Raw genomic sequence first — 23,426 nt, 5'->3', positions numbered from 1 at the left:
TGAGAACGACGGCACGATAGAGAACTGCTGGGTGAGCGGCACGGTGCGCTCCGACTGGCAAGACTCCGGCGTTGCAGTTACAGGCAGTGTGGGTGGCATCGCCGGCGAGAACAACGGCACGATTCAGTTCTGCTGCATGGCAGGCGACGTGACCAACAACGACGCCGACGTGGGCGGACTGGTAGGCAACAACGACGGAATCCTCAGTCACTGCACCTTCTACGGCACACGCACCAGCTCCCACAGCCAAGATAGTAAATACGTGGGCGACACAGGAACTACTGAGGAATACCTGTACGACACGTTCAGCCTGGACGAGTACAATGCCGCCTCGGGCAAGGACATGTATCGCCATGCCATCAGATACACCTACGATGTCACGGTCAATATCGAGGGCCACGGCACCATCTGCACCCGGGCCCTCGATGAAGACGACGTCCCGGGGACGTGCGCCGGACAGACCTTCTCGCTGAACGTGACGTCGGGCACGGCGCTTAACGTCACCGTCACCGACGCCGACGGCAACAATATTCCGCTGCAGGGACATGCCAACGACAATTCAAGCTTCTGGTTCGTCATGCCGAGCAAGAACGTCACAGCCACGGTCACATTCGGCTACACCGACTGGCCCACGCAGGGCGCAGGCACCGTGAACGACCCCTACATCATCAGCAGCGCAGACGACTGGTACGACTTCGCCCACAACGTCACAATCGGGCGCAGCTACAGCGGAAAATATGTGAAGTTGACCTCCGACATCAGCGTGACGAAGTCGGCGGGCGGCTACCAGACCGACGATAACTGCCAGCCCTTCAGCGGCACCTTCGACGGCGACGGCCACAAGCTGACCCTCAACGTGAGCAACCAGAGCCGCTTCGCCGCGCCGTTCAAGTGCGTCAACGGAGCCACCATCAAGAACCTGCGCACGGCGGGCACCATCAGCGGCACGGGCAACGCTGACGGCAAGCTGCTGGCAGGCATCGTGGGCGTGAGCTTCGGCAACACGACCATCACCAACTGCGTCAGCAGCGTGACGCTCACCACCGCCTTCGGCACGGACGCCGCCCTCGCTGGCCTCGTGGCCGGCACGAAGGGCGGCAGCCTCACCGTCAGCGGCTGCGTGTTCGACGGCTCGATGACGGGCGCCACCAACACCCGCTGCGCCGGCATCTCGGGCTATGAATATGGCGGCACCACCACCACCATCACGAACACCCTCTTCGCCCCGGCGACGCTGACCGTCTCCATCGCGAACGACGGCTATACGAAGACCTTCACCCGGGACCCCGACGCCACCATCACTAACTGCTACTACACCCGGGTCCTCGGCGCGGCGCAGGGCACCGAGGCCGTCGCCCTCAATGAAGCCCCCGCCAACCTCGGCGCCCTCGTGCAGGACTACGGCATGGTGAAGACCTACGAGCACGGCATCCTCTTCGACGGTATCTACTATATGGATTACAATTATGCACCGACCCTCCCCATGCTCAGCGATGCCAATGCCGAGGACATCGGCAAGGTGGTCTGCGCCGCAGGCCATCTGCACCCGGCCAAGATCGCCGTGCCCGATGGCTGCACCGCCGTGGGCATCCTGGGCAATCTGACGGCAGACGGCCACGGCCTGATTATCGCCCTGCAGGACGCTACGTCGCAGACGTGGAACACCATCAACGGCTGGACATCCGTGACCACCTACGCCGGCACCACGCTCAAGCTCCTGCCCGACGGCACCCGCGGCTCCCTGACGAGCATCACCAAGCTGGGCAGCGTAGCCGTGTCCAACTGGTGCGTGGCGCAGAAGAGCGACTACGAGGCCATCTTCATCAACTTCGGCTCGACGACAAGAGGCACTGACGGCACGACCTACGACCACAACGTGAACGCCTACATCACCGGTGCTGGCGGCACGGCATTGGATGGCATGTATTGGTCGGCTTCGGGAGACCCGAGCCAAGAATGGGGAGTTTGGTTCTTCTCGGACCTTAAATGGGGAAAATATATTGAGGCGGAAGCGCGCGGAGTCAGGCCAGTTCTCGGCTTCAACATCACAATATGTAACCTCTCCGGCACTGGCACGGAGGACGACCCCTACCTCATCGGCAGCACCGACGACTGGAACAACTTCGCCGCAGTCGTCAGCGGCGGCAACACCTTCAGCGGCAAGTTCGTGAAGCTGACCAGCGACATCAGCGTCTCGACGATGGCGGGTGCCAGCGATGCCAACTCGTTCCAAGGCACCTTCGACGGCGACGGCCACACGCTGACCCTCAACATGTCCGACTTCACGGAGCAGTACCTTGCCCCCTTCCGCTACGTGGGCAATGCCACCATCAAGAACCTCAAGACGGCTGGCACCAGGAGCACCAGCGGCCAGTATGCGGGTGGACTGATTGCCAATATAGTCAATGGCAGTACGGTGAGCATCGAGGGCTGCGTCTCGTCGGTGACCATCAGCAGCACGAGCTATACCAACAGCGGCTTCGTGTCCCGTCTGGGCGACAATTCCCAACTCACGATACGCGGCTGTGCCTTCGTTGGCAGCCTTGAGGGGTCTGAAAGCCGCAACAACGCCGGCTTCGTGGGCTACTGCCAGTCTGGCAGCACGGCAACCATCGAAGACTGCCTCTTCGCGCCCGACCACATCAGCACCGGCCTCGCAAACTGTCAGACATTTGTACGTGGCGATGCTACTTGGTTAATCAACCGCTGCTACTACACGCAAGCCTACGGCACGGAGCAGGGCAGGCAGGCCGTCTCCCACAGCACCGTCCCTACTGGCCTCGGCGACCCGGTGCATGACTACGGCATGGTGAAGGCATACCAGAACGGCATCCTCGTCGGCGGCGCATACTACGTGGCCCCCGCCACCGTCACCCTCGCCGACAACGCCGACAACAGCACGACCATCAGCAACGCCAACGGCTACGTGGCTGACGTGACGCTCTCGGGTCGCACGCTCTACAAAGACGGGGCATGGAACACCATCTGCCTGCCCTTCGACGTGACCATCGCCGGTTCGCCCCTCGCCGGAGCCACCGCCCGTCCGCTCACCAGCGCCAGCATCGAGGGCACGACGCTCACGCTGACCTTCGGCGATGCCGTCACCACCCTTGAGGCCGGCACACCGTATATCATCAAGTGGACCGCCGACGCGAACTACGTGGACGACGACGCGCACAACATCGTCAGCCCCGTGTTCAGCGGCGTGACCATCGACGCTGATGCCGACGGCAGCTATGACACCGAGACCGCCTCGCCCGCCGTCACCACCGACGAGCGCGTCCGCTTCCTCGGCACCTACAAGAGCACGGCCTTCGACGCCGAGGACAAGAGCATCCTCTTCCTTGGAGCTGCCAACAAGCTGTACTATCCGCAGAACGGTGCCTCTCTCGGAGCACAGCGCGCTTACTTCAAGATTGGCGAGGTCGGAGGATCAGCCCGCCAGATAACTGACTTCGAAATCGACTTCGGCGAGCAAGGCACACAGACAGTTATAGGTCACACAGATATCACAGATATCACAGATAAGGCTGACGCCGCATGGTATTCGCTGGATGGACGGAAACTCGAAGGTAAGCCTACGAAAAAGGGAGTTTACATCCACAACGGTAGGGTAGTGGTTAAATAAAAATCTGTGTCATCTGTGCAATCTGTGTGACAATAAAATAAACAATATAACTCAAAAGAAATATGAAAAAGGAATATATGAAGCCTCAAGTAGAGGTAGTGAGAGTGAAAACATGTTTGCCTTTGGCAGATAGTCTTCATGGCCTTTCCAGCAACGTAGATCTCGAGTACGGTGGCGGTGGCAGCAGTTCTGGCCGCAGCCGCGACTATGATGACTGGGACGAGTAAATTATGGTTAAGGGTTAAGGATTCATGGTTGACTTTCCCCTTCGGGCCGTCGAGCCAAGCCATCATGCCCCGCCGTGTTCGACTCCTTGCTGGGGAACAAAGAAAAAACAATTAGGAATAAACAATTTTAATATTAACAATAAAACAAAATGAAGAAAAAACTATTATTCATGCTTGCCGCCACCCTCATTTGCGGCGCAAGTGTATTTACAGCATGTACAAGCAACGACGACAACCCCGCACCACAGTCCGACCTCAACCTGGCCGAGAAGGTCATCGGCAAGTGGATAACAGCCGACGGCGACGGTCAGCCCGTAGTGACAAACGAGAAGCTGGTGCTTGATATCGTGTCTACCACCAACGCCTACATAAGCGCATCTTTCAACCATAATCCGGCAGCGGGAAAGGCCTGGTTTGATATGCTGGAAACCGATGTAATCATCGACGGCAACAAGATGGTCCTCACCAACCAGTACGGCGAGAACACAACTGTGGAGAATGAATTCACCATCGCCGATATCAGCACCAGCGAGTTCACTGCCTACCTCAAGTTTAGCATGAAGGTCGGCGGCAGCGTGGTGGCCACGAAGGAGTACCCCGTCCGTTACGTCAAGATGGCTGCCGACTACAGCCAGGCCATTCTTGGCACCTGGGAGGGCAAGGTGACCAGCGAGAATGATGAGCACACCGACGGCGAGTTGCACCGCTGGGAGTACAATGCTGACGGCACCTATACATATTATGTGAAGGACGGCGACCAGTGGGTGGCCAGTGCCAATACGCTGAACGAATACTTCGTGGCCGGCAATCTGCTCTGCAGCCGCTGGGTGGACAACGGCGTGGAGAACCGCGAGTGGTGGGAAATAACCATCGAGAACGGCGTGATGAAATGGACAGCCTTGCGCCAGCGCGAGGACGGCACCACCTACACCGCCACGTTCCTGATGACGAAGGTGAAATGAAAAAGATGATGCATTGGATGCTCTCCGCTGCCATCCGACCATTGGTGCTCACCATGGTCTTTTGCGGCGCCAGCGTGTTCACGGCATGCTCGTCGGATGATGACAATACGTCTGGCACACTGGAGTACACGGGCGTGCCACTGGTCATCCTCGACACAGACATCGGTTCCTCTACCGACGACCTCTTCACGCTGGAGATGCTCCATTACTATCAGCAGCAGGGAAGCTGTAAGCTGATCGGCGTGGTGGTGAACCGCGAGGGCGAGGACTGCGCTGCCTGTGCCGATGTGATGAACACGTATTTCAATAACGGCGACGTGCCCATCGGCTTAGTGCGCGATGGCCTTAAGAACCCGACGGTATGGATTGACTACAAGGCGCTGCCCACCTACAAAAAAGGCGATGGCACGCCTATGTTCGCCCGTAGCATCAGCGACTACTCGGCACTGCCCGACGGCTGGCAGCTCTACCGCCGTTTGCTCGCCAAACAGCCCGACCACTCGGTGAGCATCTGCTCCATCGGCTTCACTACCTGCCTCGCCCAGTTGCTGGAGTCAGAAGGCGACGACTATTCCCCGCTGTCGGGTGTGGAGCTGGTGCGAAGCAAGGTGAAGTGCCTCTATATTCAGGGCGGCTCCTTCGGCCAGTCCCCCGAACCCGACTACAACTTTCTTCAGAACATCAGCTGTGCCAAGACGTTCTTCCGCCTCTGGCCCTCCGACGTCGACATCATCTTCACCCCCATGGAGACGGGCTACGGCATCGAGTACCTGCCAGAACAGGTCATCAGCGATGTGTCATGGACCGACTATCACCCCATCAAACAAGTCTATATGACCTGCAACTGCAACACCGGCCAGATGATGTGGGACCCGCTGACCGCCATCAATGCCGTGGAGGGCGACGACCTCTTCATGCTGACAGAGCGCGGCACCGTGGTGCTCAATGATGACGGTACGGTCATCTTCACCCCATCGGCCACGGGTAACAGTCGTTTCCAAATGCCCGGCGACGATGCCTGGCGCTCCGTCATGCTGGAGAAGATCCGCAACGTGAACAAGACACATTAAGAAAAGCGCCGAGACATCCGCAAGGAGGACAATCAAGGGGTCGGAGAAAGTAATCACCTTCTCCGACCCCTTTTTTTTCACTTTGACCTTCGGTCATCATAGGGGCAAGCCCCTACGCTAGGTTATTTGACCCCTTCGGGGCCTTTGGCCTAACCTCTTTGACCTACGGTCTAGTCTGCTCACGCTCGGTAGAGCTCAAGCGAGCTTGGCTCTCCTCTCGCTTACTCGCAGCCTTCACCTTTCACCCTTCACCCTTCACCTTTCACCTTTCTTGTTCACCTTTGACCTACGGTCTAGTCTGCTCACGCTCGACAATGCTCAAATGCGATTTGGCATTGTTCTCGCTTACTCGCAGCCTTCACCTTTCTTATTCACATTAATCGGTGTACTATGAGGGAATGCGATGCTGTAGGCGCTGTCGAGGGCTTTTAGGTTTACCTTGTAGTAGCTGATGCCCAGACGTACGGCCACGATAGCACGCAACAACTCACGGTGCTTGCGCGGATAGAGGCTCGGTGCAGGCAGCTCGTTCCAGCCCTCCTGCGGCTCATCGTCGACGACGGCCTTGTGACAGACATTCCATATAAAGTCATCGGTGGCCTCACCTCCGAACCACGCCTTCAACACATGGCGGATGCAGAACCGCTTATACTGTCCTCCGAGGAGCTGCCTCGTGCGCTCCAGCTTACGCCAGAGCCCCACGAAGCATTCCTGATTGTTCTCAATAGTTATCATTGCGGAAGCAAATTTTTCACTTTTCACTTTTCACTTTTCACTTTTCACTAGCAAAGCGCCTCTTGTACGCTTCCGTCTTGCAGTACCTGCCGCTCACCTCGTCATACACGATGTGTCCGCGACTCTGCCAGCTGCGCAGCGTGCTGTCACCATCACCTGACTTACCCTGCTGCTGTCGCATCTGGCGGTACTGTGACGTGGTGAACTCATCGGGCAGCAACTCCAGCAGGTTCTGCGGTCCTGACTGACGCTGAATCTCCACCTCCTCGCGCAGCTCCTTCTCCAGCTGCTGACCGAAGTACAGCATCTTACACCAAAGGTTATACTGCTCAGTCCAGCGCACGAAATCCGCAATTTCCTTACTCCATTTGTAGCCGTGCGCCACGTAGAGCACCATGCCCTTCAGCCAGGCTATCACGTTGGCACGATAACTGAACACGCGGTAGGCCTCGCTCTCATAGAGCTTGGCGGCATCCTTGTTCTCCTGCTTCATGTCGAGCGACAACTTTTTCGCCTGCGCACACTCAATGAGTCCGTTGGCAGCATCCAAGCGGTCGATGTAGGGCTTCAGCTCCTCGGCAAACGTGTGGTCGTAGATGCCCAGCACAGGTGCCGTGTCATCGTCGTCATCATCACTCCTGATGATGGTCGAGATGTCCAGTCGGCTCACGGTACCGTCGTTCACCATCTTATAGAAGAACTTGCGGGCGTTGGGCGGCGTCGTTGACGCGTTGAAGTTCCAGCGCAGAGGGGCTATGCCGCTGACGCTGTCGGCCCCTACGCGCTCCTGTCCGGCATCACTGTTGTCAAAGGCCTTTCTGATCAGCAGACCCACCTCATCCACCGTACCCTTCGACGTCACCTTCTTCAAGCCCTCTATCTCGTCCACGATGGTGTAGATGAATCGCTCGCCGTTGTTGTTGACATCCACGATGCGCTGGTTGAAGACGGCATCCGTCAGGTTGTCTATCAACATCTGAATGCAGATGTCCGTGGGCCGCGGGTCTTTCTTCTGCTTGGCGCCTGGGTTCTTCTGCTTCCAATCCGCCTCGCGCTGACGGTTGGGCTGGTCGCGCTGCCTGATGTCCTCCATAATGTACTCGATGGGCTTCTTGATGGTGCCCTTACCTATCGACTGCCTACCTATCAGGATGTTCATAAACGTGGCCTCATGCTCCACATTATCCCAGTAGCGGAACTTCACGCCGTGCAGATGGGCACCCAGCCCAGGAAACACCGCATTGGCCACAGCGGGCTTGTAGAACCAGGGCACGTTCTTCGTCAACAACCTTATCAGTGGCGGCAGCTTCTTCGGCATTGGTGGCGGTGTGGTCAGCGTACCGCCACAAGCCTTCACCGCCTGCTGCGACTTCAACGCCTGCAACACCTGCTTCAATCTGTAGGGCATCCCCTTACGCGGCTCTTTGAGCGCATTCTCCAGCGTCTTGCGCCACTCAGCCTCTTCCTCAGGAGAGCATTTTGTCTCCCCTCTCTGAGCAGAGAGGGGCTGGGGGTGAGTCTTCCAGTAGTTGGGAATAACCTGCATCAGTTTTTCCAGCGAGTAGCCGCAGATGCTTCGGATGGTCATAGCCAACTCAAATGTCAGCACGTTGCGGTCGCCCTCCGTAGGTTCCTTGCCGCCGTTGAACAACTCCCAATACTTCGCGATGATGTCCGTGAACAGCACCCCGTTGTACCTTGCCTCTGGGTCAAATGATGGCTGATGTTTGAAGTCTGATGTCTGATCTTGAGAACTGCAACACTGCAACTCTGCAACAATTTCAAAGATCTCATCATCCAGATAGATCAGCTCGGCTTCCGTCGTGGTAAAGAACACGCGCGTAATGTCCTTCGCTCCCTTGTCAAACTCTACCTCCAGTAGGTCTGAGGCCCACTTCAGGTTCTCCTCTTGACTCAGCTCCGGTCGGCGACGGAACACCAGATGGTAACCCCCGCCACGGGCACTCTCCTCCATCATCAGCAGACCCAGCTCGTCCTTCTTGCTGAGTATCCGCTGGCGGACCACCGGCATCTCCTCCTTCGTCAGGTGGTCGATATCCATGCCCACCGTCGTGCTCAGGCATTTCGACCCCTTCAGGCTCCCGTCCTCGTTGGGCAGACAGCTGTAGTTCATCTGCACCAGCTTCGCCTTCAGCCCGTCCTCGCCATTGCGGATACGCTCTACCAGCTGCCTCTGTTCCCCGCCATTCCTCAGCCTCAGATACTCCTCCCTCGTCAGGACGGGGCGCATCCTCTTCGCCCCATCCTTATAATAAATCATATGTACACTCATCTTCAATTACTAATTAAAAGTTCGGGTATCCCAGTTTTGCATTCAAGAATCTGAGTCCGTCCATCGTCCACGTCATATAGACCTTGATTTTCTTCTCGCCCTTCAGCGAGTAGCTCACGTGCGTCCTCATACGCACCAGGTCGCGGTCAGCCAGGTCGTCGCTGATGTTCCAGTGTCCATCGCGGCGGTACTGTATGCCCATGTCGCTCAGCACGGCGTTGAAGTCGAGCGTGTTCATGTTGAATGTCTTCGCCACCTGCGTCGCCGTCAGCGTGTCCTCCGCCGGCTCGTTCAGCATCCGCAGGCCCTCGCCCATGATCTCGTCCGCCAGTCGCAGAATCTCCTTCGGTTCAGGCAGACATCTTACCTCTGACATCTTCCTTCTTATATCTTCCGTCTCCAGCTCCTGCCACCTCAGCACCAGCTTCGCACGCGCCTCGTCATTGAACTTCGTGGCGATGTAAAGACACTCGGTCTTGGTGAGTTGGTAGCAAGGCAGTGAGCGCCCCGTTGAGTCCTTGTAAGTACTGAGCTGTAATTTCAGCCCAGTGATTTTCTCCCATGCAGGCTCCATATTCCTGATGGCCTGCATGATGTTTTTGTGTTGTTTACCTGTCAGCTCGGCAATCTCGAGCGACGTCATTGTTTGTACCTTATTAATATTAATAATCTGTGTCATAATTTTGAGTTTTTAGCGAGCTTTGGAAAAGCGAAGGTAGTTGAGCTCATTTCATCGATACTTCTCCGCTCGTCTTTCAACTCAAATTGTTGTTTTGTTTTTCTTGGAAACGAATTAGAATAATTGGAACGAATTAGAACGAATAATTTTTTATTCTCATTAAAGAGTTTTTATTCTCATTCGTGGATTAATTATTCTCATTATTCCAATTCGTTTCTTAAAAAAATCGTTTCTTAAAAAAATTCGTTTCTTAAAGTTGAAGCTTCACGATATCCGTTACCAAGATTTCTTGGAACGTCTGTCCCTGATATTCGTGTGTAGAGAAACGAAGCGTGGCCATGACCACGTCACCTTCGTAGAACCTGCACGCCGCCAGGTTGCCCAGCATGGCGCACACATATTCGTTTTCAAACTTGCCGCCCAGCTCCTTCAGCACGATGTTGCACTTCTGGATGCTGCCAGCCTCATTCTTACTTGACTGTACGCTAAAGGCCTCGCCCTGGCGTACCACTTTTAAAATCTTTACTTCCATAATTTTACTCAAAGAATCTCCTCGCTTCCCATTCCCGTCGCTTCTCCAGGCCTCGGAGCCTCTTGCCTCCGGCATAGACCCACTTCTTGAATTCCCGTTGAATCTGCGACTTACTGCCGCCGTTGCGTATTACCCTCAGCAGTGTTGAGTGCAGGAGCCGCCCTATGCCCAGGTTAAAGACAAACGACACCAGCGCGTCAAACTGTCCCTGCGTCCTGGCTACGCCCAGCCTGTTCACCTGGCTCTCCACCTTCTCGAGGTCGCGCATCAGCAGCTCCTCCGCCCAGTACTCCGAGATGCGGTCGCCCACACTCACATCCTTTCCCGTGTGCCCATAACCTATGGTCAGCACGCCGCCCACGTCTTCCGTGGCCACCAGCAGCAAGCCCTCAAAGGACTTCAGCTGCGTCTTTAAAATCTCACTTGTTTTCATGTGTTTAATGTTCTCTGAAATTTAATGTTTCGCTCGGCTTCGCCGCTTGGCTCGTCCAAGAATGTATAATGTTTATTGTCATCCACCGGCCTACCGGTGGGGTCGCTGTATCAATAAGTTTGAGATCGCTTGTCAATCCCCGTTTCCGTTCGTTGACGATGCAAAGTTAAGCACAAAAAAAGCACGATGGAAGGAAATATCCATCGTGCGAAAGTTTGCGAAAGTTTTTGCGAAAGTTTTGGCTCTTTGCGAAAGTTTTTCAGGATTTTGCGAAAGTTTGCGAAAGTTTTTCAGCTTCTAAGCAGCGCCGTCAGGTCGGTTGCCAACCGCAGATAGTCCTGAAAGCGTTTGCCTATCACAGGAGCGTTCTGCTCATCCCACAGCGAGATGCTTTTGCTGAACGAGAGCACATCCATCCTGCAGAAGTCACGCGGGTTGATGGCGAAGTCGTTATCGGGAAACAGCTCATCCATCTTTGTCTTAAGACCCTCGTAGTTGCCCGTTTTCAGATAACCTACATCGACCAGCACGTGATAGACCACAAACCACATACGCGACACCTTGATGTCTTTTATCACCTGTATCACGGCCTGGCGCACCATCTCGTCGGTCACTTTGCGCTTACTCATCTGTCTGGTCTCCATCAGTCGGCGGCGCATCGTAGAGAACTTGGTGCGCGGAGCCTTCTTCCTCACTCCCGTGACGCGCCCCAGGATATAGGCCGAAGTATAGTCGGCCACGCGTATCGGTGGAAAGCTGTCGTTGTCAGGAATCAGCCATTCCTCGTTGTTTTCATCGTGACAATAGGCCTTCAGCGTCGATTCTCCGTCGAGCAAAGCCACCACCACGTCGCCGTCGTCATAGCTGTCGCTGTTCTTCACCATCACGTCGTCACCGTCGTAGATGTCGGCATCCTTCATCGACATGCCGCGAACCGCAACTACGAAGTCGCACATTTTCAGAAACTCTTTCGGCATCATCACATACTCGCCGTCATAGTCGCCAGGAGCCTCCGGATATCCTGCCGGAACACCGTCCGTGAAATAAGGCACCTGCGTGTCGCACACCTCACACTTAATACCCTTGCTCTCGAAGAAAGCCAAGGTCTCTTCCATGCTCAATACGTTCAGTCCTGTTCCTTTTCTCTTTGATACATTTTTCATTTTGCATTCGTTTTCTAGTTACTAAATCAAATTTTCGGCTGCAAAATAAAAAAGAGGGTGTCCCAAAAGTCGAGACACCCCCTTAAAAATTAATATCTTTTAAGAATATTCTCTATGATTTGCCGCATTTTCTCACGAAGATCCAGCGGCTGGAGCACTTCGATGCCGTCGCTGTGGCGCAGAAGCTCGCCCAGGAAATCGCTGGTGGGACGGATGTCGTAGGAGAAGTCGGTGTAGTCAGGAGTTGATTCCAACTCGCGCTGCGAGTGGTGCAGGGGCAGCGTGCGCAGGTAGTTGGGCATCCACTTATGGGCACGCACGATGACGTGGGCCATAGGCGTTGCGTCTGTCAGAACGCCAAAGTACTCTGCGAAATAATTCTGGGGCGAGAAGTCGGCGGGCATCTCGAAATTCTCATCCGTCGGCTCCATCATCGTCATGCGGTCGAGAGCGTAGATGCGCATCTGGTCCTCGTCGTTCAGCGCCAACAGATACCAGCGCTGGCGAAACAGCTTCAGCGCGTAGGGGCACACCACCCTCTCGTAGCCCTCGGCCTCGAACTTCTTGTAGCCCATGCGCAGGCGGCGGTTGGTCTTGATGGCGCGGATGATGATGTCGAGATACTGCTCGCCCGCAGGTGACTCTTCCAGCACCAAACGCTCCTTCACAGCGGCACTATCAGCCAGCACGCCATGCACATTGAGCGTGGAGAAGAGCCAGCGCTCTATATTGTCGTCGCTGATCACCTCCATATTGCTGATGTAATATTTATTGGTATGGTTATCGCACTCAAGGATGATGCCAAACATGTCGAGTATGGCGCTGCGATGACGATGGAACGACGATCGTGGCAGCGGGTTGCCGTCAGCCACTTTATCATCAATCCACTTCTGGTTCAGTTCTTCGAGGGTCAGCTTGCGATAGGCCCTGAACGTATTAATAATCCAGATGTACTGGTAGAAAATCTGAGCTGGTTTCATATGCTTTTATTTGTTGGGCTGAGTGGGTTTATTGGGGTTATTGGGTTGGTTAGGCTGGTCGGGCTTCTGCCCATTAACCCCATTAGACCCATTAACCCCATTACCCCCATATCGCCCATTACCACCATTCCCCTCATACGGAATCTTCCCATAGGCCCCATTTTTCTTCTGCCAGTCCTTCCTAGCCTGATACATCTCCTCTTTGATGCCGCCTTTCTCCAAGAAGTCGCGCTTCTTCCACTCAATGAGTCCACGGATAAGAATGTCGCATTGGTGAATCAGCGTGATGGCGATGTTGGCGATCGTCTCGTCAGAGCGCTCCTTGATCTTCTCTCTAAAGATGGCAGAGTCGAGATGAGCCTTACAGAACGTACGCGTCTGCACGCATCGTGGGTCATCATGCGCCCATTGCTCCAGACCCCTTACGCGCAGGTAGTCCTCGTAGTCAAGCAACAGCTCATGCAGCGATGCACGGTTCACGTTTGTCAGCTTCAGCTCCATTTCGCGCGACGTGATGCCATCGATGTTTCCCTCCGCCAAGTTCTGCTTGCCCGAACGTGCCGCCTGCACCATTTGGTCTATGGTGCGGTCGCCCACCTTCAGATACGTGTTGGCAAAGTAATACGTCACGTCGTAGATGCATTCCGCCTTCTGGAACGCCTTCAACGTCCGATAGTTATTGTCTTGCCGCAGGAAATCTTTATCTTCATCCATAATTACGCAACACAGATTACTTAATCACGACCTTTCTATTTCCGTGGACATACAATCCTTTAGCCGTTGGCTTAGCGCTCAATCGGACGCCATTGATGGTATACCATGCGGCGTCAGCCTTATCTGTGTTATCTGTGTTATCTGTGTGACCTATAATACCTGTTGTCTGTGTGCCGTCCTCAAAGTTCAGCACGATATCACGCACCCCATTAGTTTCTGTGAGGTCCACATGGAAGTACGCACGGAAGGCACCCAGTGTGTAGCCCTCGGTGTTAGGCCAGTAGAGCATGCTCACATCCTCGTTCTGGTTGTTCTTGCCGATGCCAAGGAACAGGTTGTCGTGGTCGGCGCTATAGATATTCGTTGAGCTATAGATGCCGCGGAACTGCACAAGGTTGTCCGTGCTAGTCACGGTCTTGCGGGCCAAGGCTTCGTCGCTGTTGTCGATGGTCACGCCATAGAACACGGGGTTGGGGAGATCCGTGCCCGTCCACTTCACGATGAACGGCGTGCCGGCGGCGATGGTATTGCCAGAGGTCACATTGTCGAAGTTCAGCGTCAGCACGCCCGTCGAGGCGTCGAAGCCCGACTCCGAGGCATTCATCGTCATGGCTGTGGCACCCGCCATCACGTCGCTGCCCACGGTCACTGCGAACGGCAGGCACAGCGTGTTCCACTTGCCGTCCTTATAGAGCGTGCGGCCGCTGAGCGTCACATTGGCTAAAAAGCCGTCAGCCGTATTGATGGTCGTGCTGTTGTCGGCGTTGTCAGCCAGGTTGATGATGGCGGGTACCACGTTGTACGTGCCGCTGGTGCTGGCAGTGCCCGCAGTGCCGCCACTGCCGCCGGCAGCGCGGTTGTCGCCGGCATTTTTCCCCCAGCCGCCGTTATATAATCCAGAAGGGTTTCTGTTTGTTTGGGCCAAGTTGTTTACGTCAACCATCAGCGTGCTTTCACCTGCGCCAGCAAGCGTTCCATCTACATTAGCACCGGGGGCACCTCCGAAGGCTCCTACTTGAAGGAAGTAGGTATTATCTGCCCAGTTTTGAACGCTTCCTGAGGAGCCACCGCCTCCACCGCCTCCACCAGGGCCGCCGGTGCCGATGTCGCTGGCTGCGCCGCCAAAGCCACCGCCGGCACCGCCTGCGCCGCCACCCACAGTTCCAAGCCAAGTACAACCATCTCCAGGATGCGTTTCAAATAAAGCGTGGCGGCCTCCAGCGCCACCATTGGCGCTACTGGTGCCACCGCTGCCACCATGAATCTCAGTCGTGAGGGCGGGTATCTGGTAAATATAGAGCGTGCCCATGTCGGCAGCGGTACCGCCGTTGTCACCATTATTACCTATGTTGCCCGAGAGCCTAATTGTTCCTTTTAAAGTGTAGGACAATCTTGCGCCACCGGCACCGCCTGCACCGCCATTGCCGCCATGTGTGCCGATGCCTGCACCGGCACCGCCGCCGCCGTCACCACCACGACCGCCGTCACCAGATTGTACATCATAATAGTTTCCTCTAGCGTTGCCAGATGCATCCCTTCCGTTCTGGCCATTGCCGCCATTGGCCGCATTGCCACCTGTGGTTACGAGCTTGCCGCTGCCGATGAGGTAGAGCGTGTTGCCTTCCGTCAGTTCAATGCCGGCACCGCCGCCCGTGGTTCCGTTAGCATCGGTACCCTTGCAGGTAATGGTCTGCCCGGAGGCGATGAAGATATGCACCGTGCCCAGGATGGTCATGCCGCTGCCGCCGGCGTTGCTGTTGGTGAACGAGCCGTCGCCCGTGGCAAAATAATACGTCGTAGTACCTGCTGCGCCAATTGTGATTCCCTTACTGCCCCCGAAAGGCAGCAGAGTCCATTGCCTCTGATTGGTGTTCGTCTGAGCACAGACCACATCCCATTCGCTTTGCGAAGGCAGTTTCACCGTCATAGTGATTTCCGACTCGCTGGTGCTGGCATTGCCTAATGCGCCGCTGCTGCCTTCAGTGCCTACAGCCTGACTACTGGTGTAGCTGTCGTTGTTGCTCCAACCAGCAGAATTGGAGTAGGCTTGGCCGTTGTTGAGGTTATTATAATTCAGGATGCTTTCGCCACCTGCGTCAGCCCAAGTTCCGTCAGCATTCTGGCCGCCCTTGCCGCCCGGAGCCTTGACAACGTAGTAACCAGAACCTGCCCAGTCAAGGTTGCCAGAGGTACCGCCGCCACCGCCACCGCCGCCGGGCCCGCCGGTGCCGATATTGCTGGCAGTGCCGCCGAAGCCGCCACCGCCGCCGCCACCGCCGCCGGCTGCACCATAGTTGTTGCTCGTGTCGTCATCTAAAATGCTTATGCCCGCACTGCCTGCGCTGCCGCTTGAGTTTGCTGCTGCGCCACCCGTGGCAGTCAGATGGAAGGAGGTCCCTATCACATAGAGATAGCCCATGCTGCCAGCGGTTGCACCTGCTTGACCAGCGGAACCGCTGCCGCCACCAGCCGTACTATAAGCTGAAACTACACTTGCAGCCCCGGCACCGCCACTGCCGCCCTGGCCGCCGCGCGTGCCGATGCCCGCGCCGGCACCGCCGCCGCCATTGCCACCGGCACCACCAGTGCCAGACCAGTAGTTACTATTGTCCCAACCAGCGTCACTGCCATTCGTGCCGTTACCGCCACCCGCAGCATTGCCGCCAGTAGCATTGACATTACCCTGGCCGAGGAGGAAGAGGACGTTGCCTTCCGTCAGTTCGATGCCCGCACCGGCACCCGTCTGTCCGACGGCATTGGCTCCCTTGCAGGTAATGGTCTGCCCGGAGGCGACGAAGAGATACACCGCGCCCAGGATGGTTAGGCCACTGCCGCCAGCGTTGGCGTTGATGAACGTGCGGTCGCCCGTGGCGTAATAATACGTCGTAGTACCTGCTGTGCCAATCGTGGTTCCCATACTGGTTCCGAAAGGCAGTGCCGTCCATTGGCTCTGGCTGGTATTCGTCTGAGAACAGACCACATCCCATTCTTCCTGCGTAGGAAGTACTGTATTTGTAGTGATGCTGATGGCCGATTCGCTGGTGCTGACATTACCGCAGAAGCCGGCACTGCCGCCGATGCCTACACCCTGACTGCTGACAGAGCTGTCGTAGTTCCATTTATCGTCCTCCCAACCTGAGCCATTGGTTGTTACTTGTCCAGTTTTGAAGGCATTATGATTCATGATACCTTCTGCGCCTGCGGAAGCCCAGGTCCCGTCAACATTCTGGCCGCCCTTGCCGCCAGGTGCCTTGACAACGTAGTAACCAGAAGCTGCGTAGTCAAGGTTGCTGGAGGCACCGCCGCCACCACCGCCACCGCCAGGACCACCGGTGCCGATATTGCTGGCTGCGCCGCCGAAGCCGCCACCGCCGCCGCCACCGCCGCCGGCTGCACTATAGTTGTTGCTCGTCCCGTCATAAAAAGCGCTCTTGCCGGCACTGCCGGCACTGCCGCCCTGGCTTGCTGCTGCGCCGCCAGTGGCAGTCAGACTGCCGAAGGACGTGGACACACAGAGTCCGCCCATGGCACCGGCGGTTGCACCGGCTTCGCCATTAGAACCACAGCGGCCAAAATCCGTACTCCATGCAGAGGTCTTATTTGCAGCGCCGCTACCGCCAGCGCCGCCATCGCCGCCGCGTGTACCGATGCCCGCACCGGCACCGCCGCCACCATGGCCGCCTGTGCCACCGGTGCCAGACCAGTAGTTATTACTGTCCCAACCTGCGTCGCCGCCATTGCCGCCATTGCCGCCATTCGCAGCATTGCCGCCCGTGGCAATGACTTCGCCCTTGCCGAGGAGGTAGAGCGCGTTGCCCTCCGTCAGCTCAATGCCGGCACCGGCACCCGTCTGTCCGCTGGCATTGGCTCCCGTGCAGGTGACGGTCACGCCCTCAGACAGGTAGAGATACACCGTGCCCAGGATGGTCAGGCCGCTGCCGCCAGCCGTGCTGTTGGTGAACGTGAGGTTCGCGTCGGCGTAGTAATACGTCGTAGTACCTGCCGTGCCGAGCGTCCGCCCCGTGGTGGAGCCTTCGGTCAAGGCCGTCCAGTTTGCTGATGTGGTATTGGTCATAGCATAGACCTCCTCCCAACTGGCTTGCGCCCACGCTCCCTGCACCATGGCGCAGAGCAAGGCGAGGATCAGAAATAATTGTTTGGTTCTCATATTGTATTCATTTTATTTGTTATTCATTGATTGGCGCTAAAAAACGATGCGGCCCCCTCGCTTTATAGCGATCGCGGCGTTACGCCGCACAACTGCGGTTAAGCGAGAGCAATGATACTTGCATCAATTCTTGCGTCCCTTCGGTGGCAAGCGACCAGAGGTCGAGCGGCCGAGCGTGAGCAGTTTCGCAGCCTTTCGGCTGCAAAGATACATATTTTTTTCAAATAATGATATGATTTGAAGAGTTTAACGTGATTTTGGAGCGATTTTGTTACATTTTGATACAAAAAACGAGAAACACATGGAATAAAGAATGTGTCATGGACCTGGTACCTGACACATGAGTTTTTTCGAGCGCAAAAAAGCGCAGAGCCATCACTCTGCGCCTTGTTATTCAGTCCGGAAGCGGCCTAAGCCTAGGGGTATATTAAAAGTCCCGCATTAACTTTGCAGCTGAAAACAAAATTAAAGCGGGACAATTAATTATTTTATTACTGTCTTGCGACCTCCGTGGATGTAAATTCCCTTGGAACTAGGCTTAGCATCCAGCTTCCGTCCATCCAGCGAATACCATGCGGCGTCAGCCTTATCTGTGTTATCTGTGTTATCTGTGTGACCTATAATACCTGTTGTCTGTGTGCCGTCCTCAAAGTTCAGCACGATATCACGCACCCCATTAGTTTCTGTGAGGTCCACATGGAAGTACGCACGGAAGGCACCCAGTGTGTAGCCCTCGGTGTTAGGCCAGTAGAGCATGCTCACATCCTCGTTCTGGTTGTTCTTGCCGATGCCAAGGAACAGGTTGTCGTGGTCGGCGCTATAGATATTCGTTGAGCTATAGATGCCGCGGAACTGTACTTTCTCGTCATGGCTTTGGACAGGTGTCGGGGCGTCGGTAAAGACTTTGACGCCAGTGAATAAGGGATTAACGAGGTTGTTAGTGCCATCGCCTTCCCACTTAACAATATAAGGTGTACCAGCACTAATGCTTTTAGCATCCGTGAAGAAGAGACTAAGTGTGCCAGAGGCGGCATCGAATTCGGAGTCTGCGACTTTAAGCTCCATCACTGTAGCACCCTCGAGCGGTGTGCCGTCGAAGTGGTGACCCTCGTCTGCGCTGAAATTGCCTAAGCTGAACGGCAGGCAGATAGTGTTCCAGTTGCCGTCCTTATAGAGCGTACGACCGCTAAGGGTCACGTTGGCTGTGGCCTTGCTTAACATCTTTATCTTGTCAGTGTTGTTGCCATTGTCAGCAAGCGAACCTGTTAGGCAGCTAATCTGATAAAAGGCATTATCACCGAAGCGAATATTCTTGGCGAGGAAGGCATCGAGGTCGATGGTCAGATTAGAGCAGAAGGCAAAGGCATAATCACCGATGCGCTCCACACTGACAGGGATGGTGACCGATGTTAGATTAGCATTGTTACAACCTTCGAAGGCCATATTGCCGATGCTCGTCACGCCATTCTCAATGACGACACTTGCAATGAGAGAACGATAATCTTTCCAGGGCAGGTCATCTGGAGTACCATAATCTTTCATGGCACCCGTACCACTGATGGTGAGGGTGTAATTGGGAGATGTTCCGGTCAACACCCATGTGACGCCTGTGCCGCAGCTGCCGATAACGGATACCACGCAATTTGCACGTGCCTGACCATCCTGAGAGATGGCCGTGATGGTAGTTATGCCTGGTGCTACGGCTGTGACAGTACCGTCATTTACAGTTGCGACAGTCTCGTCAGAAGTACGCCAGACAATATTTTTGTATGTGACATTTAGAGGATATATAGTCGCAGTAAGATTGAATTGACCGCCAACTTCCAGGCTATTCGTTGTCTTGTTGAGGGTGACAGATTCTGCAGGAGTTAAATAATTATTTACCTCTACATTACATGTTGCATAAGCGCCACTTCCGTCCAAAGCTGTACATGTGATGGTTGCTGTACCATTTTGTGAACCTGCTAAGAATTCGCCTGTGGCGGCATCTGTGATATGGACAATGTTATCGTTACTACTTGTAAATACGACATCCTTGACACGAGCGTCGGCAGGGTTGATGGTTGCATTCAGCTTGCCCGAAGCGTTTGTTTTCACAATCATACTCTCATTGTCGAGAGTGACAGACTCTACATGGGTGATTTCTATGTCATCAACGAAGTGACTTTTGTATTTTGACCAGTTTGTCGCATTTTCGAAAATACTCTTCATCAGCGTAAAGACGTGGATGGTTACACCAGATGACTTAAATGGAGAATTCTCGCCAATAGCTAATACGCTTGGAACATTGTTGATGTAGAAATTTTGGACGCTTGTTCCGTTAAAAGCACAATTGCCAATAGAAGTAACAGACTGCGGGATGGAAACGCTCTCTATAGTAGTTCCGTTGTTGGAGAAAGCATATGCGCTAATGGTAGTCAAGCCCTCAGAGAGAGTGATTGATGTCAATTTACAGTTTGCGAAGGCGTTATTGCCAATGCTCGTCACGCTGGCGGGGATGGTGATTGTTGTTAGACCTGTATCACAGAAGGCATTCTCACCGATGTACATCACGCTGGCAGGGATGGTGACCGACGTCAGACCAGTGCAATTGTTGAAGGCATAGTCACCGATGCTCGTCACGCTGGCGGGGATGGTGACAGATTCCAAACTGGTGCAATTCCTAAAAGCATCGCTGCCGATGCTTTTCACACCATCCTCAATGACAACGGTAACGATGCCAGCCAGGTAGTTCACCCATGGCCGGTTAGTGAGAGAATAGTCCGCCATATTGCCCGTACCACTGATGGTGAGGGTGTAGTTGGGAGACGTGCCTGTCAATGCCCATTTGACGTATGTGCCGCAGCTTCCGCTGGCAACAACGGAGAGGGAGCTGAGCGTATTGTTAGAGAGGGCGTCAACCTGAGCTGAGGTGAGGGTGCCGAGGTAGTATTTTCCGCTCGCATCGCCAAGCAACTGGCCATCGACTATCTGCACCGTGCCGCTGTCGCTGTTTTTGATGCTGCCAACGAGGGTGATATTTTTGCTGATGGTCAACGTGCCGCTGTTATAGAGGCAGGGATTGTCAGTGGAATAGGTGTTCTTGACAGTTACGTTTTCAAGTTCCACGTTGCTGTTATAATTATAAATGGCAAAACCATTATAATCGTTTACGCCTCGTCTGCTAATCGTACCGTTTTTAATGATGACCTGGCCTTCGGCATTCATGATAGAAAAAATGCCATATCCGTAATTAAGGTTATTAGCATTCACTACATGTCCGTTGAGGTCGATTATCATGGGTTTTCTGACCTCAAGCGAGCAAGTCTGCGCGGTGATGTCATGATTCAGCGTGATGGTGGCTGCGGTGCCGTAAGTGGTGTAGGCATTGGCTGCCGCGCTGACAGCATCCTGAAGCGAGTTGTAAGGGGTTGTGGTGCCGTTGGCTGTCACGGTAACGAGATAAGAAAGCGTATTGTTAGCAAGGTTGGCAACCCGAGAGTTGATATAGCCAGAGTATTCTATGCCGTTCTTATCGTAAAGTTTCTGGCCAGAAGCTATCTTCACATAGCCTTGGTTGTAAATGCTGGCATCGAAAGTAATGCTCTTGCTGATAGTCAAGGAGCAGGTGTTACAAATATAGACACAGTCGCTACCGCTACTGGGGGCTTCGGCAGTGATGTTTTCAAGAACAGCCTCACCCTTATATATGTAAACGTCATTTTGTCGTCCACGAATTGAACCATTCATGATGGTCATCTGCTGACCATTTGACAGATAGATATAAAACAGATAATAGTTCGTCGTTGTATTGATGCGATGATTATTGAGGTCGATAATCATAGGCTTTTTGACCTCAAGCGAGCAGGGCTGCTCAGTGATGTCCTTCAGCAACGTCACGGTGGCTGTGGACTGAGCGCCGTTTGCCGCGCTGACAGCAGCTTCAAGCGAGCTGTAAGTGTATGTGTTACCGTCCACCGTTGCAGTGGCCACATTGTCGGCCCACGCATTCTGCGCAGGCATCATGAACAACAGTGTTGCGACAATCATCATGGTGCGCAACAGACTTTGTTTGGAAAAATGTCTCTTCATTATCCTATTTCGTTTTAATGATTAATCATTATGTTGTACGTTTTCGGCCTGCAAAGCTGCGGTTAAGCGAGTGCCATAATGCTCGCATCAATGGCCGAGCGTGAGCAGACTAGCACGCTTTCGGCGTGCAAAGGTAGTAAAAATTGAGCGAAATAGAAAATAAATCAACATTTATTTTTATTTTCGAGGTGCAGCCTACCTTCTTGCGTCCCGTTGGTAGCAAGCGTCACCCTACGGGATGCCGAGCGCGAGCGAAGCTCAGAGGTAGTAAAAATTGAGCGAAACAGAAAATTTATTTCTCAAAAAATTGTGAGTAAAAAAAGACGCAAAGCAATGCAGTGTTGCAGTGTTGCAGTTCACGAAAGGGTTCCTTCACGACCTCAGAAAAGTACTATAATATATATATTATATATAATATATATATTATAGATATATTTTTCAGCTTTCGCCTTCCCATTTTTTAACTGCAACACTGCAACAGTGAGTGCAGAGCCAAGCGAGCTTGAGCTATGCCGAGCGCCAGCAGTTGTCGACGAAGTCAACACTGCAGCAGCCGCAACGTTTTCTGAAAAAAAATAATAAAATTTCTTACAATGTATTCGAGAACCGCAATCAAAATGTTGTACCTTTGCATAGTCAAAAGAAAGATAGAAAATGCGCCCAACTAGAGAAATATTTTTTCTTAGCTAGCGAGATAAAATTCTTAAGTTAAGCGGCAAAATGGAGTCGGACTTGTGACACGTGAAAAATATTTACAATTTAATTACTAACCATTTCGAAACACACAAAATTATGGCACTGAAAGTAAAAGCAAAAGAACAACTGATCAAGGTGGGCAAGTATGCTGAGACCTACCGTTACGTGATGATGCCTGAGCTGTACACCGCTCTGACTCAGGACAAGGTGATTAAGGAGGCTGCCCTGCGCTCGGGTGTGAGCCGAGGCGTGATGCAGGCCTGCTGGGATGCAGCCGGCGAGGTAATCAAGGCCTGGGCAACCGAAGGCCACAGCGTGGCTCTGCCTGGACTGGGCACCATGCGCTTCGGACTGCGCGCCAAGAGCGTGGACGACGTGAACAAGGTGAAGGCTGGCCTCATCTCGAGTCGTCGCATCATCTTCACTCCCGACGTCGACCTGAAGGACGAGCTGTCGAAGACTGCTGTACAGATCACCTGCTACGACCGCGAGGGCAAAGAGGTGAAGCGCGTCACCAGCACCGACGAGGGTAACGTCGAAGATCCCGAGAACGAGGGCGGAACCACGAACTCAGGGAACAACGGATCTACGGAGAACGGCGGCACCCAGAACGGAGGCAACGGCGGCACTCAGAACGGTGGCACCAGCGGTGGTGACAACACCGGAGGTGGTGACAACGGCGACGGGTACAACTAAGGTGAAGACCATGGGGCCCCGAAGGGGTTAAATAACCTAGCATAGGGGCTTGCCCCTATGATTAAAGGGGCCCCACCCTCTTACCAATAAACAATTGAAAATGTAATGCTATGAAGAAAGAAAGTTGGAAAACAGTTATTCAGATTATCGTATCGATACTGACGGCAGCGCTGACTGCGCTGGGAACGACCTCTTGCATGGGATGCATGTAAGGTCAAGGGTGAAGGGTGAAGGGAGGATAGACTCTGCCCTACCCCCACTACACGAAAACGAAAGGACGCACCGACTCAGAAAATTGCTGGGCCGGTGCGTTTTATGTATAGAAACTTTCATAAACGTGTAGATAGGGGGCATTATGACAGACTGATGAGGCATAAGT

17 protein-coding genes are annotated in these 23,426 nt (G+C 54.3%); 6 read left to right on the top strand and 11 right to left on the bottom strand.

The window, feature by feature from the left end; genetic code table 11:
• Positions 1-783: 783 nt before the first annotated feature.
• Positions 784-1,170, bottom strand: coding sequence for a hypothetical protein (locus Q0R57_RS12825; protein WP_294748389.1), 387 nt, complete (start codon positions 1,168-1,170; stop codon positions 784-786).
• A 391-nt stretch (positions 1,171-1,561) separates the two neighbouring features.
• On the opposite strand from Q0R57_RS12825, the gene Q0R57_RS12820 reads away from it, so the two are divergent.
• The 4 genes from Q0R57_RS12820 (at position 1,562) to Q0R57_RS12805 (ending at position 5,887) form a co-directional block, all read left to right on the top strand.
• Positions 1,562-3,628 carry a hypothetical protein gene (locus Q0R57_RS12820; protein WP_294748386.1) on the top strand — a complete coding sequence of 689 codons (2,067 nt, stop codon included), beginning with the start codon at positions 1,562-1,564 and terminating at the stop codon, positions 3,626-3,628.
• 62 nt (positions 3,629-3,690) lie between these two features.
• Entirely contained in the window at positions 3,691-3,855 is a 165-nt protein-coding gene (locus Q0R57_RS12815) for a hypothetical protein (RefSeq protein WP_294748383.1), read from the top strand.
• Positions 3,856-4,004: 149 nt separating this feature from the next.
• Positions 4,005-4,817: a hypothetical protein gene (locus Q0R57_RS12810; RefSeq protein ID WP_294748380.1), complete on the top strand. Its 813-nt coding sequence runs from the start codon at positions 4,005-4,007 to the stop codon at positions 4,815-4,817.
• Positions 4,814-5,887 (top strand): nucleoside hydrolase, encoded by a 1,074-nt coding sequence (locus Q0R57_RS12805; RefSeq protein WP_294748377.1) that lies wholly within the window; start codon positions 4,814-4,816, stop codon positions 5,885-5,887. The genes Q0R57_RS12810 and Q0R57_RS12805 overlap by 4 nt, the downstream gene beginning before the upstream one ends.
• Before the next feature lie 345 nt (positions 5,888-6,232).
• On the opposite strand, the gene Q0R57_RS12800 is transcribed toward Q0R57_RS12805, so the two are convergent.
• From Q0R57_RS12800 to Q0R57_RS12755, 10 genes are all read right to left on the bottom strand, one after another.
• Positions 6,233-6,622 carry a hypothetical protein gene (locus Q0R57_RS12800; protein ID WP_294748374.1) on the bottom strand — a complete coding sequence of 130 codons (390 nt, stop codon included), beginning with the start codon at positions 6,620-6,622 and terminating at the stop codon, positions 6,233-6,235.
• 37 nt (positions 6,623-6,659) lie between these two features.
• Complete coding sequence (locus Q0R57_RS12795; protein WP_294748371.1) at positions 6,660-8,915, bottom strand: hypothetical protein; 2,256 nt, start codon at positions 8,913-8,915, stop codon at positions 6,660-6,662.
• 13 nt (positions 8,916-8,928) lie between these two features.
• On the bottom strand, positions 8,929-9,594 hold the full coding sequence (locus Q0R57_RS12790) for a Rha family transcriptional regulator (RefSeq protein WP_294748366.1): 666 nt from the start codon (positions 9,592-9,594) through the stop codon (positions 8,929-8,931).
• Positions 9,595-9,844: 250 nt separating this feature from the next.
• A complete protein-coding gene (locus tag Q0R57_RS12785) occupies positions 9,845-10,126 on the bottom strand; it encodes a hypothetical protein (protein WP_294748363.1) in 282 nt (93 codons plus the stop codon).
• A gap of 4 nt (positions 10,127-10,130) precedes the next feature.
• Positions 10,131-10,559: a lysozyme gene (locus Q0R57_RS12780; RefSeq protein WP_294748361.1), complete on the bottom strand. Its 429-nt coding sequence runs from the start codon at positions 10,557-10,559 to the stop codon at positions 10,131-10,133.
• Between the two features lie 290 nt (positions 10,560-10,849).
• Positions 10,850-11,722 carry a LexA family transcriptional regulator gene (locus tag Q0R57_RS12775; protein WP_294748359.1) on the bottom strand — a complete coding sequence of 291 codons (873 nt, stop codon included), beginning with the start codon at positions 11,720-11,722 and terminating at the stop codon, positions 10,850-10,852.
• An 89-nt stretch (positions 11,723-11,811) separates the two neighbouring features.
• Complete coding sequence (locus tag Q0R57_RS12770; RefSeq protein ID WP_294748356.1) at positions 11,812-12,702, bottom strand: WYL domain-containing protein; 891 nt, start codon at positions 12,700-12,702, stop codon at positions 11,812-11,814.
• A gap of 6 nt (positions 12,703-12,708) precedes the next feature.
• Positions 12,709-13,416, bottom strand: coding sequence for a four helix bundle suffix domain-containing protein (locus tag Q0R57_RS12765; protein ID WP_366516867.1), 708 nt, complete (start codon positions 13,414-13,416; stop codon positions 12,709-12,711).
• Between the two features lie 16 nt (positions 13,417-13,432).
• Entirely contained in the window at positions 13,433-17,584 is a 4,152-nt protein-coding gene (locus Q0R57_RS12760; RefSeq protein ID WP_294748353.1) for a hypothetical protein, read from the bottom strand.
• Positions 17,585-18,067: 483 nt separating this feature from the next.
• The gene (locus tag Q0R57_RS12755) at positions 18,068-21,655 is read right to left on the bottom strand and encodes a leucine-rich repeat protein (protein ID WP_294748351.1); all 3,588 of its coding nucleotides are present in this window, start codon (positions 21,653-21,655) and stop codon (positions 18,068-18,070) included.
• A gap of 792 nt (positions 21,656-22,447) precedes the next feature.
• On the opposite strand from Q0R57_RS12755, the gene Q0R57_RS12750 reads away from it, so the two are divergent.
• Complete coding sequence (locus tag Q0R57_RS12750; protein ID WP_294748349.1) at positions 22,448-23,047, top strand: DNA-binding protein; 600 nt, start codon at positions 22,448-22,450, stop codon at positions 23,045-23,047.
• A gap of 110 nt (positions 23,048-23,157) precedes the next feature.
• Positions 23,158-23,259, top strand: a complete 102-nt coding sequence (locus tag Q0R57_RS12745; RefSeq protein WP_294748346.1) for a smalltalk protein — start codon at positions 23,158-23,160, stop codon at positions 23,257-23,259.
• The last annotated feature ends 167 nt before the right edge of the window (positions 23,260-23,426 follow it).

Origin of the sequence: uncultured Prevotella sp., assembly GCF_946407605.1 — a bacterium.
Lineage (GTDB): Bacteria > Bacteroidota > Bacteroidia > Bacteroidales > Bacteroidaceae > Prevotella.
Note: the sequence above shows the minus strand (reverse complement) of the source record. Positions and strands in the feature narration are given on the sequence as shown.

Coding starts and splice junctions, on each gene's coding strand:
- Q0R57_RS12825 (WP_294748389.1), bottom strand. CDS start 1,170: ATGCCGGCGCAGCGGGTGTTGGTGGCGCCCGTCATCGAGCCGTCGAAC.
- Q0R57_RS12815 (WP_294748383.1), top strand. CDS start 3,691: ATGAAAAAGGAATATATGAAGCCTCAAGTAGAGGTAGTGAGAGTGAAA.
- Q0R57_RS12810 (WP_294748380.1), top strand. CDS start 4,005: ATGAAGAAAAAACTATTATTCATGCTTGCCGCCACCCTCATTTGCGGC.
- Q0R57_RS12805 (WP_294748377.1), top strand. CDS start 4,814: ATGAAAAAGATGATGCATTGGATGCTCTCCGCTGCCATCCGACCATTG.
- Q0R57_RS12800 (WP_294748374.1), bottom strand. CDS start 6,622: ATGATAACTATTGAGAACAATCAGGAATGCTTCGTGGGGCTCTGGCGT.
- Q0R57_RS12795 (WP_294748371.1), bottom strand. CDS start 8,915: ATGAGTGTACATATGATTTATTATAAGGATGGGGCGAAGAGGATGCGC.
- Q0R57_RS12790 (WP_294748366.1), bottom strand. CDS start 9,594: ATGACACAGATTATTAATATTAATAAGGTACAAACAATGACGTCGCTC.
- Q0R57_RS12785 (WP_294748363.1), bottom strand. CDS start 10,126: ATGGAAGTAAAGATTTTAAAAGTGGTACGCCAGGGCGAGGCCTTTAGC.
- Q0R57_RS12780 (WP_294748361.1), bottom strand. CDS start 10,559: ATGAAAACAAGTGAGATTTTAAAGACGCAGCTGAAGTCCTTTGAGGGC.
- Q0R57_RS12775 (WP_294748359.1), bottom strand. CDS start 11,722: ATGAAAAATGTATCAAAGAGAAAAGGAACAGGACTGAACGTATTGAGC.
- Q0R57_RS12770 (WP_294748356.1), bottom strand. CDS start 12,702: ATGAAACCAGCTCAGATTTTCTACCAGTACATCTGGATTATTAATACG.
- Q0R57_RS12765 (WP_366516867.1), bottom strand. CDS start 13,416: ATGGATGAAGATAAAGATTTCCTGCGGCAAGACAATAACTATCGGACG.
- Q0R57_RS12760 (WP_294748353.1), bottom strand. CDS start 17,584: ATGAGAACCAAACAATTATTTCTGATCCTCGCCTTGCTCTGCGCCATG.
- Q0R57_RS12755 (WP_294748351.1), bottom strand. CDS start 21,655: ATGAAGAGACATTTTTCCAAACAAAGTCTGTTGCGCACCATGATGATT.
- Q0R57_RS12750 (WP_294748349.1), top strand. CDS start 22,448: ATGGCACTGAAAGTAAAAGCAAAAGAACAACTGATCAAGGTGGGCAAG.
- Q0R57_RS12745 (WP_294748346.1), top strand. CDS start 23,158: ATGAAGAAAGAAAGTTGGAAAACAGTTATTCAGATTATCGTATCGATA.